The following is an 11617-nucleotide window of genomic DNA, read 5'->3' on the forward strand; positions in this document are numbered from 1 at the left end:
ATGGAGTCTCAGATAAAAGCAATACACCAACAATTGGTGTCTAAACAAATAACTTGTACAGCGCTCGTGCAAGAAAAATTGGACTTGTTAAAACAAAATACGCACAATACCGTAAATTCTCTTCTAGAAGAATCTGCATTGGCTGCTGCTGCAAAGGTAGATGCTAAAATAGCAAAAGGAGAAGAAATAGGTTTGTTAGAAGGAATTCCGTTTGGAATTAAAGATGTATACATGGTTCAAGGAACGTATACAACAGCAAGTTCTGATTTGTTGAAAAATTATAAATCGGCTTATACTGCAACCGCTATTCAAAAATTGTTAGATGCAGGTGCAATTCCTTTGGTAAAAGAAAATTGCGATAGTTTTGGTCATGGTTCTTCTTCTGAAAACACGATTTTCGGAGCTGTAAAAAATGCAGTAGATGCAAATTTAGTTGGTGGAGGATCAAGTGGTGGTTCTGCTGTAAATGTAGCAAAAGATTATACCGTTTTTTCAATTGGTGGAGATACTGGAGGTTCGATTCGTCAGCCAGCCGGCTATAACAATATTTACGGATTGAAACCTACCTATGGTAGAATTTCACGATATGGAATTATGGCATATGCTTCGTCAACAGATTGCGTTGGGCCTTTGGCAAAATCGATTGAAGATATTAGAATAGTGCTAAATGTGATGAGTGGTAAAGATGGTAAAGATCAAACTACTTATGCTTCAGAGGCAATCGGAGAAGAAAGTATAGCTACAATTGACGGTGTAAAAACAGTAGGTTATTTCAAAAACTTTATTGAAAGTGATGCTATTGATACGACAGTTAAAGCAGATTTTTTAGCTGCAGTTGAAAAAATAAAAGAAAAAGGAATCGAAGTAAAAGAATTAGATTTCTTTAAATCAGATACGTTGGTTTCAACCTATTATACTTTGGCTATGGCCGAGACTGCTTCAAACCTTTCTAGGTTAGATGGTACCAATTATGGAAACAGAATTGAAGATAAAAACTTGAAAGAAACTTATGCAGTAACGCGTTCAGAGAATTTTTCTGAAGAAACTAAACGTAGAGTTGTAGGAGGAAATCAAGTGTTGTCTCAAGGGTTTTCTGATGCTATTTATCTGAAGGGATTGGCTTTAAGAGATCAGATTGCAGAAAATTTCGAAAAAGATTTTCAAGAGGTAGATATTATTTTATCACCTGTTACACCGGCTGCTCCACCAGTAATTGGAGATAGTTTGAAAGATCCTTTGGCCATGTATTTGTCTGATGAATATACTGTTGGATTTAGTTTGGGACAGTTGCCAACATTGACAGTACCTCAAGGAACTGTTACCGGCTTGCAAATAACAGCAGCAAAAAGAAATGAAGAACAAGTATTGAAGTTTGCTAACTTCTTAAAAGATACATTATAATGGAATTAGAGCAATTAAACTCGGCTTTACAAGCCCACGATTTAGAATTGGTAATCGGATTAGAAACACATGTCCGATTGAATACCAAAACCAAGTTGTTTTGTTCTTGTCCAAATCAAGAAATAGAAACACCTAACGAAAATATTTGCTCTGTATGTACAGGTCAAATGGGAGTTTTACCAGCAGTTAATAAAGAAGCGGTTTCAAAAGCTGTTTATTTTGGTAAAGCGGTAAACTCTTCTTTTTCTAATGAGGTGATTTCTTGGGATCGTAAACATTACGAATATCCAGACAACCCAAAGAATATTCAAATTACTCAATTTCACAATCCAGTAATTCCTGACGGACAAGTTTCTTGTTATAGAAACGATGGGTCACAGTTTACGGTAGAATTGACGCAAGTACATATCGAAGAAGATGCTGCAAAATTGATGCACGAAAAGAAAATTTCGTTAGTTGATTTTAATAAGGCTGGAGTTCCGTTGATAGAAATTGTTACTGAACCTTGTATTCGAAATATTGAAGATGCTTCAACATGTGCGCAGTATATTCAACGAATTGTACAAAACTTAAAAATATCAGAAGCGAACCTTGAGAAAGGAGAATTCAAGTCTGATGTGTCAGTGTCTCTTAGAAAAAAGGGAACAGATGATTTGAATCCTAGAACCGAAATCAAAAACTTAAATTCGTTTAAGTTTATGGTGGATTCTTTGAAAGAAGAAGTTGAAAAGCAATTAAACTACTATACAGAACACAAAGAATTTCGTCCAGAGCAGACAACAGTGTTGTGGGATGCTGAATTAAAGCAGACCAAAACAATGCGTAAAAAAGAGTTTGAAGCAGATTATCGTTTTATCTCTGAACCAGATTTACCTTTTGTGTCTATTAAAAAATTGGTAGATGGTATTTCTGTAGACGCGAGTGTTTTGCCATATGCAGTTGAGTCTATTTTGATTGAGGGAGGTGTGCTACCACAAGATGCTAAATTTTTTACAGCAGATTCATTACGTTCAGATGTGTTTGTAGCAATTAATAATGTTTTGAATGATCCGTCATTTGTAGCAAAAACATTATCAAATAACATCAAACCAGAAGAGTATGCTAATATTGCAAACGTGCAAGATTTAGTTACAATCTTTAGTTTGTTTAAAGAAGATAAAGTTACAGTTGTATTGGTTCAAAACGCAATCAAATCATTGTTAGCAGACAGTACTTTTGATTATAAGAAATATTTCGCGGACAATACGATTTCTGAAGAGCAAATTAAGGATGCGATCGCAAAAGTTATTTCAGAAAATGAAGCTGTTGCAAATGATATCAAAGCGGGTAATCAAGGTAAGGCTGGTATTCTTGTAGGTAAAGTAATTGCGATTATTGGGAAAGGAGCTTCAGGAAAGGTTATTCGTCAAGGCATATTAGATGCTTTAAGTGGACAAGAAGCTACCACTGTACAAACTCAGGGTACTGAAGATTCAAATCCAACTTCTAACAACCAGAGTGCAACAACTAAAGAACAAGAAGTGTTGCCTGAAATTCCTTTGGTAATTAAAGAGGAATACAGAACACATAAAATTTCGGAATTATCTGAAAATAATATAAATGAAATAGTAACATTGGCCGGATGGGTTTCGAGTGTTCGTGATCATGGTGAGTTGATGTTTATTGATTTACGTGATTCAAGTAACGAAATCATGCAGGTACGCTTGAGTAGAGAAACTTTTGCAAATCTTGATGAGTTGGTGAAGTTAAAACCAGAATCTGTAATTACAGTAACTGGTAGTGTCGTGTTGAGAAAGGAAGAAGATTTTAATGCTGGTTTGCGTTCAGGTAAAATTGAACTAGAAACAACGGCCTTAGAAATATTAAACCTTTCTAGAACATTGCCTTTTGAAATAAAAAGAGCGATACGTTCTAATGAAGCGGTACGTTTTGAATACAAATTCTTAGATCACAGAAATGATGACGTAAGAAGAGCCGTAGTGAACAGGCATAGAGTAATTAAATTGATGCGTGATATTTTGGATGAACAGGAGTTCTTAGAAATAGAAACGCCTATTTTAACAGCTGGTACGGATGAAGGAGCAAGAGAGTTTATTGTTCCAACGAGAAAACAAGCGGGGTCGTTTTATACGTTGCCACAAGCACCACAGCAGTTTAAACAAATGTTGATGGTAGGTGGTTTTGAAAAGTATTTTCAAATAGCGCGTTGTTTCCGTGATGAAGATTCTCGTGGAGATCGTCAGCCAGAATTTACGCAATTGGATATTGAAATGGCATATGCAAGTATGCAGCAGATAATTGATTTGAATACACATATGTTCAATGATATTGTTAAGAAGATCTATGGGAAAAAATGGATTTTAAAGCCATTTGAAGTGTTGACATATAAAGATGCTATGGATAAATATGGTTGTGATCGACCAGATTTACGTTTCGGATTGCAAATGCAAGATATAACTGAAATTGTAAAAGATACAACATTCCAAGTGTTTAGTAAGCCTATTGAAGAAGGTGGAATTGTAAAATGTATCAAAGTTTCTGCTGAAGAGCAAGGAAGCAAACGAATGTCTAAAGGTCAGATCGAAAAATTAACTGCCATTGCTCAAGACCATGGATTAGGTGGTTTGGCGTATATTATTGTAAATGAAAATGATTTGCAATCGCCAATTATAAAATTCTTGGGTGAGGAAATTGCATCAGGAATTATTGCAGCTACTGGAGCTCAAGTGGGAGATATTGTTTTCTTCTCTGCTGCCGATTACGAAACGGCAAATAAAGCATTAGATGCTGTTCGTCAAGAATTAGGAGCTATGTTACGTTTGATCAATCCAAAAGAATTGCGACCTGCTTGGGTAGTAGATTTCCCGATGTTTGAAAAAACAGACGAAGGTAGGTGGACATTTACTCATAACCCTTTCTCTATGCCTGCGATGTACGATTTAGACAAGCATATGAATGGTAATGAAAACGAGATCGGAAGTATCATTGCACAACAATACGATTTGATTCTAAATGGATATGAAATTGGTGGAGGTTCTGTACGTGCACACAAACCTGAGATCTTAGAAGCTACCTATAAAAACATGGGGTACAACAAAGAAGAAATGCTGAAGAGTGTAGGTACGATGTATGAAGCATTCCATTATGGAGCACCACCACACGGAGGTATTGCATGGGGAGTAGATCGTTTGATGATGATTTTAGAGAAAAAAGCTTCAATACGTGAAGTAATGGCTTTCCCAAAAACAGGTTCAAGTGAAGATTTATTATTTGGAAGTCCATCTCCGTTATCTGATAAAAAGGTAGAAGAGATGAATGTGAAAATAATGAGATAGTAATGAGAAAATAATTTTTAAAACTATAAAAGTCGGTGAATTAGCCGACTTTTATATTCAATTATATTTTTGATTCTGAGGTATAATAATTTAAAAAAAAATATTACATTTGTCATTCAATATTACGAAATGAAAAATAGTACAAACAATACATGGTGGTGGAACTCTCTTAATTCATAAGTGAGAAAAAACCTGTGTTTGTATTTGTTACAATAAATTATAAAGGCTTATCTCACGATAAGTTTTTTTTTGTTTTAGAAACTTCTAATAACAAAAATATAAGAAGTTTAAAATAGAATAATTCGATCGCAATTTTTGCAATTAATGAATCGCAACAATGAAAAAAATAAAATTTAAATCAATAACGAAAAACTTAATCGCTGATACGGTAACTCCTGTTGGTTTGTATTTGAAATTTAGAGATAAATTTGCAAATACTTTGCTCTTAGAGAGTTCTGATTATCATAGTAAAGAAGAAAGCTTTTCTTTTTTGTGTGTAGATCCTGTGGTTACAATAAAAGCCGAGAATCATCATCTGTCATTATCACACAGAGATGAAGAATTGGAAAATCAAAAATTAGAAAACACCAATTTTTATGATGTTTTTCAAAGTTATACAGATCGTATTGAGTTAGACTGCGATGCTTCGATTAAAGGGTTTAATGGATTGTATGGATATACAACTTACGATGGTGTTCAGTATTTCGAAAATATCGAACTAAAATCGAAAGAAGCTCCTTCTGCAATTCCATTGATGCAATACAGCTTTTTTAGATTTGTAATTGCCATCAATCATTTTAACGATGAAATGCTTTTAATTGAAAACTTAGAAGAAAACGAAACTTCTAAATTGGATGAAATTGAAACTATTTTACGTTCGAAAGCCTACAATACTCAAAATTTCTCTTTTGAAGGTGACGAGTCTTCAAACTGTACAGATGAAGAATTTAAAGAGTATGTTAGAAAAGGAAAAGCGCATTGCAAACGAGGCGATGTTTTTCAAATTGTATTGTCTCGTCAGTTCCAACAATCTTTTAAAGGAGACGAATTTAATGTGTACAGAGCTTTAAGATCTATCAATCCTTCTCCCTATTTATTCTATTTCGATTATGGAAGTTTTAAATTGATGGGTTCATCGCCAGAAGCACAAATTAAAGTTGGGAAGGGTAAAGCAATTATCAATCCGATCGCTGGAACTTTTAGAAGAACTGGTGATATGACTGAAGATATCAAATTAGGGAAAAAATTATCTGAAGATAAAAAAGAAAACGCTGAGCACGTGATGTTGGTTGATTTGGCTCGAAATGATTTGAGTAAGCATGCAGACCATGTAACCGTTGAGGTGTTTAAAGAGGTACAGTATTTTAGTCATGTAATTCATTTGGTGTCTACTGTTCAAGGTGATATCAAAGGAAATCCTATTGAAATTGTTGGAGATACATTTCCGGCTGGTACTTTAAGTGGTGCGCCTAAATACAAAGCTATGGAGTTGATTGATACTTACGAGAATCAAACTCGTGGTTTTTACGGTGGTGCTGTAGGTGTTATCGGGTTTGATGGTTCGGTAAACTTGGCAATTGCAATCCGTTCTTTTGTAAGTAAAAATAATGTGTTGTATTCTCAAGCTGGAGCCGGAATTGTAATTGATTCTAGTGAAGAAAGTGAGTTGCAAGAAGTAAATAATAAATTGGCAGCATTAAAGAAAGCTTTGGTGTTGGCAGAGAAAATATAAATTAGCTTTTAGCTGTTAGAGAAATGCTAATAGCAAAGAGCCAAAAGCTAAAAAGATGAACATATTAATATTAGACAATTACGATTCTTTTACCTACAATTTAGTACATATGGTAGAAGAAATAACTGGAGTCTTTCCGGATGTATACAGAAATGATAAAATTTCTATCGAAGATGTAGGCAATTACGATGTGATCATGTTATCTCCTGGTCCTGGTATTCCTGATGAAGCAGGTATTCTTAAAGAAGTAATTCGTACCTATGCAGCGACAAAACCTATTTTTGCGGTTTGTTTAGGGTTGCAAGCAATTACCGAAGTGTTTGGTGGAACAATCATCAATATGGATAAAGTGTATCATGGAGTTGCTACTGAAATGACAGTTACAGACAAGGATGCATTGATCTTTCAAGGTTTGCCAGAAAAATTTGAAGCCGCTCGATACCATTCTTGGATTGCAGCAAAAGAAGATTTTCCATCTGATCTGAAAATTACGGCTGTAGATGACGAAGGAGGTATTATGGCATTGGCACACAAAGAATATAATATCAGCGCTGTACAATTTCATCCAGAGTCAATTCTGACACCACTAGGAGAAAAAATGGTGCGTAATTTTATTGATAACTTGAAATAAGAATAGCATGAAAAATATATTGAATAGGTTATTTCAACATCAAACACTTTCTAAAGAAGAAGCCAAACAAATATTAATTGATATTGCTGCTGAGAAATATAATGACGCACATTTAGCATCTTTTATGACAGTTTTTATGATGCGTTCAATCACGGTTGATGAATTGGCAGGTTTTAGAGCTGCATTGTTAGAGTTGGCTATCAAACCCGATTTGTCTGAATTTGAAACGATAGATATTGTTGGAACAGGAGGTGATGGTAAAAATACTTTTAATATCTCAACATTGACTTCGTTTGTAGTAGCTGGAACTGGACAAATGGTAACCAAACATGGTAATTATAGTGTTTCTTCTCAATCTGGTTCTTCAGATATGTTGGAAAGTTTTGGTTATACGTTTACAAATGATGAAGCAGTTTTAAAAGGGCATTTAGAAAAAGCAAATATCTGTTTTTTACATGCACCTAAATTTCACCCTGCGATGAAGGCTGTAGGACCTACACGTAAGGCTTTGGCGTTGAAAACATTTTTTAATATGTTAGGACCTATTGTAAATCCATGCAGTCCTAAAAATCAATTGTTAGGTACATTCAACCTTGAAGTGGCTAGGTTGTATAATTATATTTTACAAGATGAAGATACCAATTATGGTATTGTGCATGCTTTAGATGGTTACGATGAGGTTTCCTTGACTGGGCCTTTTAAGTTCTTTACGAAGAATGGGGAGCAACAAATAGCACCCAAAGATATTCATCAGAAAAAATTACAACAATCTGATATTTATGGAGGGAACTCTGTAGAAGATGCGGCAAAAATATTTAAAGCAATACTATCTGGAAATGGTACAGAAGCTCAGAATAATGTTGTTTTGACAAATGCGGCCTTGGCTTTGAAAATTGTTGATGAAACAAAATCTTTTGAAGCTGCTTTTGAAGAAGCTAAAAGTTCTTTATTTGGTTTGAAAGCTCAAAAATGTTTAGAATTAATTGTAGAATAGAAAGGAAAGATGGAAATGAATAATATACTACAACAAATTGTAGATTTTAAGAAACAGGAAGTTGCAAAAATTAGGCAAGAGGTTACTTTAGAGCAGTTGGTCAAAAGCCCTGTTTTTAAAAGAACTCCTTTGTCTTTGGCTACATCGCTAACCGAAAATGGTTCTACAGGAATTATTGCTGAATTTAAAAGGCAATCACCTTCCAAAGGAATTATCAATGATAAAGCAACTGTAGAAGAAGTAACGCAAGGTTATTTAGATGCCAATGTAGCAGCTCAATCTGTATTAACAGATACAAGGTATTTTGGAGGTACCATGGTAGATTTGATGAATGCTCGTAAAGCAAATACAGTTCGTCCAATTTTACGTAAAGATTTTGTTGTTGATGGTTTTCAAATTGTAGAATCTAAAGCCATTGGAGCAGATGCGATTTTGTTGATCGCTGCTTGCTTGACTGCTGAAGAAATAAAAAATTATGGGAATTTAGCGGAAGACTTAGGTTTGAGCGTTTTGTATGAAATTCACAGTAGAGAAGAATTAGACAAAATTTCTGATTTGGATGGGAAAATAATCGGAATTAATAATAGAAACCTGAAAACGTTCCAGGTCGATTTAGAACATTCAATTGCGCTAGCAGCGGAAATTCCTGATACATGTATCAAAGTTTCTGAAAGTGGAATTAGCGACCCTAGAATTATTACAGGGTTGAAAGAATATGGATTCGAAGGTTTTTTAATTGGAGAAAACTTTATGAAAACAGAAGATCCAGGAAAAGCCTGTAAAGAATTTATTGATCAGTTGAGATAATATTTTTAAACGAGATAGTTGTAGTCGGTAGATGACTGAGCTTGTCGAGGTGATAAGAATTGGAATAATAAAGTACCCAAAAGGATAGGGTAGTAAAATAAGGAAAAATGAAAATCAAAATTTGTGGTATGGGAAGTCCAGAAAATATTCTGGAAGTAGCTGCATTACATCCAGATTATTTGGGCTTCATTTTTTTTGAAAAATCTGCTCGAAATTTTACTGGAGAAATTCCAGAATTGCCTGCTGAAATTATAAAAACGGGTGTTTTTGTAAATGCGACCGTTGATTTTGTAAAGGAAAAAATTGCAAGATTTGGGTTCGGAGCGGTTCAATTGCATGGTAAAGAATCACCTGAGTTTTGCGATGAAATAAAAGCATTAGGTGTGAGCGTTTTTAAAGTGTTTTCTATCAAAGAAGATTTTGATTTTGACGTTTTAAAGCCGTTTGAAGGTAAGGTTGATTATTTTTTATTTGATACCAAAGGAGCACATCCAGGTGGCAATGGATATGTTTTTGATTGGGGTGTATTAAAAAAATATCCCTCTGCAACACCTTTCATTTTAAGTGGAGGTATCGGATTGGATCAAGTAGAGGCGGTAAAAGAAATCATAAAAAGTGATTTGCCAGTTTATGCTTTGGATTTGAATAGTAAGTTTGAAGTGAGTCCAGCTCAAAAAGACAAAGAGCTTTTAGAAAAATTTTTAAATAAAATAAGACCTTCTTTAGAAGGCGAAATATAAGATAGATATGGAACCAAAATTTCAACCTACAAAAGATGGGTATTACGGACAGTTTGGGGGGGCATTTATTCCTGAATTACTGTATCCGAATATCAAAGAATTAGAAGATAATTATTTAGAGATTATTTATTCTGATGCTTTTCAAAAAGAGTACAAATATTTGTTAGACCAATATGTAGGACGACCTACTCCTTTGTATTTGTCAAAAGGTTTGTCGAAAAAATTCAACGCCTCTGTCTATTTAAAGCGAGAAGATTTATGCCATACAGGTGCACACAAAGTAAACAATACCATCGGACAAATATTGTTAGCAAAGCATTTGGGTAAAAAGCGAATTATCGCAGAAACGGGTGCTGGACAACATGGAGTTGCTACGGCTACGGTTTGTGCTTTGATGGATTTAGAATGTATTGTTTTTATGGGAGAGGTTGACATAAAAAGACAAGCACCGAACGTAGCACGTATGGAAATGTTAGGAGCTACAGTGATGCCTGCTAAAAGTGGAAGTAAGACGCTAAAAGATGCTACAAACGAAGCCATTCGCGATTGGATTGGTAACCCTGAAGAAACGTATTATTTGATAGGTTCTGTGGTTGGGCCACATCCATATCCAGATATGGTTGCACGTTTACAAGCTGTCATTAGTGAAGAGATAAAAGCACAATTACTAGCGCAAACAGGTAAAGAAAATCCAGATGCAATTGTCGCTTGTATTGGTGGAGGTAGTAACGCTGCTGGTGCTTTTTATCATTATTTAGAAGAAGAATCTGTAGAGTTGGTTGCTGTTGAAGCTGCTGGTTTAGGAGTGAATAGTGGAGAGAGTGCTGCTACTTCTCAATTAGGTGAAGTTGGAGTAATTCACGGTAGTAAAACTATTTTGATGCAAGATGAATATGGGCAAATTATTGAGCCTTATTCGATATCAGCAGGTTTAGATTATCCTGGAGTTGGACCTTTACATGCATATTTGTTTGAATCGAAAAGAGCTACTTTTTTAAATGCCACAGATCAAGAGGCATTGGATGCTGCTTATGAATTGTCTAGAGTCGAGGGAATCATCCCAGCTTTAGAAACGGCACATGCTTTAGCTGCATTAGATAAAATGGATATCAAAGAAGGACAAGTGATTGTTGTAAATCTTTCAGGCAGAGGAGATAAAGATTTAGAAACTTATATTTCAAATTTAAAACAAGCTTAGAATATGGGACAATTGACTAATTTATTAGAGAACAAACAAAATAGATTGTGTTCTGTTTTTTTCTCAGCAGGCTTTCCTCAATTAAATGATACACAAAAAATCATTCAAGACTTGGATGCAAATGGAGTAGATTTTATTGAAGTAGGTTTGCCTTATTCTGATCCAATGGCCGATGGAGAAACGATTCAGTATAGTAGTGCTGTCGCTTTAAAAAACGGAATCAATTTAGATTTGATTTTTGAGCAATTAAAAAAAATAAAAGGCACTGTTAACACACCGTTAGTATTGATGGGGTATTTGAATCAGGTATTGAAATACGGTGAAGAAAAGTTTTGTGAGCTTTGTCAAGAATGTGGAATTGAAACAGTAATTCTACCGGATTTGCCGATGATTGAATACGAAAATCATTACAAAGCTTTGTTTGCTAAATATGGTATAAGCAATGTGTTTTTGATTACACCTCAAACTTCTGACGAGCGTATTCATAAAATTGATGAAATGACAGATGCATTTATTTATGTTGTGGCTTCTTCTTCAATAACAGGAGCGAAAGGAGAAATATCTCAAGGCCAAATAGATTATTTCAATCGCATCAAAGCAATGAATTTAAAAAGTAAGTTAATTGTTGGTTTCGGAATATCAAACCAATCAACTTTCGATACGGCTTGTGAATATATGAATGGAGCAATTATTGGTTCAGCATTTATCAATTTCTTAAGAGAAAAAGGTACGGCCTCAATCGATCAATTCGTGAAAGGAATTATTGGGTAATTCTCATA

The 11617-nt window shown here is 34.7% G+C and carries 9 protein-coding genes; all 9 read left to right on the forward strand.

The window, feature by feature from the left end; all coding sequences use genetic code 11:
* The 9 genes from F6P99_RS12590 (at position 1) to trpA (ending at position 11609) form a co-directional block, all read left to right on the forward strand.
* Positions 1-1401 carry an amidase family protein gene (locus F6P99_RS12590; protein WP_152287846.1) on the forward strand — a complete coding sequence of 467 codons (1401 nt, stop codon included), beginning with the start codon at positions 1-3 and terminating at the stop codon, positions 1399-1401.
* The gene (gatB/aspS, locus tag F6P99_RS12595) at positions 1401-4736 is read left to right on the forward strand and encodes a bifunctional amidotransferase subunit GatB/aspartate--tRNA ligase AspS (protein WP_152287847.1); all 3336 of its coding nucleotides are present in this window, start codon (positions 1401-1403) and stop codon (positions 4734-4736) included. Before F6P99_RS12590 ends, gatB/aspS begins: the two co-directional genes overlap by 1 nt.
* Positions 4737-5073: 337 nt before the next feature.
* Entirely contained in the window at positions 5074-6468 is a 1395-nt protein-coding gene (locus F6P99_RS12600) for an anthranilate synthase component I family protein (RefSeq protein WP_152287848.1), read from the forward strand.
* A 55-nt stretch (positions 6469-6523) separates the two neighbouring features.
* The gene (locus F6P99_RS12605) at positions 6524-7099 is read left to right on the forward strand and encodes an anthranilate synthase component II (RefSeq protein ID WP_152287849.1); all 576 of its coding nucleotides are present in this window, start codon (positions 6524-6526) and stop codon (positions 7097-7099) included.
* A gap of 7 nt (positions 7100-7106) precedes the next feature.
* A complete protein-coding gene (gene trpD, locus F6P99_RS12610) occupies positions 7107-8093 on the forward strand; it encodes an anthranilate phosphoribosyltransferase (RefSeq protein WP_152287850.1) in 987 nt (328 codons plus the stop codon).
* Between the two features lie 15 nt (positions 8094-8108).
* Positions 8109-8900 (forward strand): indole-3-glycerol phosphate synthase TrpC, encoded by a 792-nt coding sequence (gene trpC, locus F6P99_RS12615; protein ID WP_152287851.1) that lies wholly within the window; start codon positions 8109-8111, stop codon positions 8898-8900.
* Positions 8901-9007: 107 nt separating this feature from the next.
* Positions 9008-9640, forward strand: a complete 633-nt coding sequence (locus F6P99_RS12620) for a phosphoribosylanthranilate isomerase (protein WP_226913078.1) — start codon at positions 9008-9010, stop codon at positions 9638-9640.
* 7 nt (positions 9641-9647) lie between these two features.
* Positions 9648-10838, forward strand: coding sequence for a tryptophan synthase subunit beta (gene trpB / locus F6P99_RS12625; RefSeq protein ID WP_152287852.1), 1191 nt, complete (start codon positions 9648-9650; stop codon positions 10836-10838).
* A gap of 3 nt (positions 10839-10841) precedes the next feature.
* Positions 10842-11609 (forward strand): tryptophan synthase subunit alpha, encoded by a 768-nt coding sequence (gene trpA, locus F6P99_RS12630; RefSeq protein WP_152287853.1) that lies wholly within the window; start codon positions 10842-10844, stop codon positions 11607-11609.
* Positions 11610-11617: the final 8 nt, after the last annotated feature.

This window comes from Flavicella marina, assembly GCF_009193215.1.
GTDB lineage: Bacteria > Bacteroidota > Bacteroidia > Flavobacteriales > Flavobacteriaceae > Flavicella > Flavicella marina.

Coding starts and splice junctions, on each gene's coding strand:
- F6P99_RS12590 (WP_152287846.1), top strand. CDS start 1: ATGGAGTCTCAGATAAAAGCAATACACCAACAATTGGTGTCTAAACAA.
- gatB/aspS (WP_152287847.1), top strand. CDS start 1,401: ATGGAATTAGAGCAATTAAACTCGGCTTTACAAGCCCACGATTTAGAA.
- F6P99_RS12600 (WP_152287848.1), top strand. CDS start 5,074: ATGAAAAAAATAAAATTTAAATCAATAACGAAAAACTTAATCGCTGAT.
- F6P99_RS12605 (WP_152287849.1), top strand. CDS start 6,524: ATGAACATATTAATATTAGACAATTACGATTCTTTTACCTACAATTTA.
- trpD (WP_152287850.1), top strand. CDS start 7,107: ATGAAAAATATATTGAATAGGTTATTTCAACATCAAACACTTTCTAAA.
- trpC (WP_152287851.1), top strand. CDS start 8,109: ATGAATAATATACTACAACAAATTGTAGATTTTAAGAAACAGGAAGTT.
- F6P99_RS12620 (WP_226913078.1), top strand. CDS start 9,008: ATGAAAATCAAAATTTGTGGTATGGGAAGTCCAGAAAATATTCTGGAA.
- trpB (WP_152287852.1), top strand. CDS start 9,648: ATGGAACCAAAATTTCAACCTACAAAAGATGGGTATTACGGACAGTTT.
- trpA (WP_152287853.1), top strand. CDS start 10,842: ATGGGACAATTGACTAATTTATTAGAGAACAAACAAAATAGATTGTGT.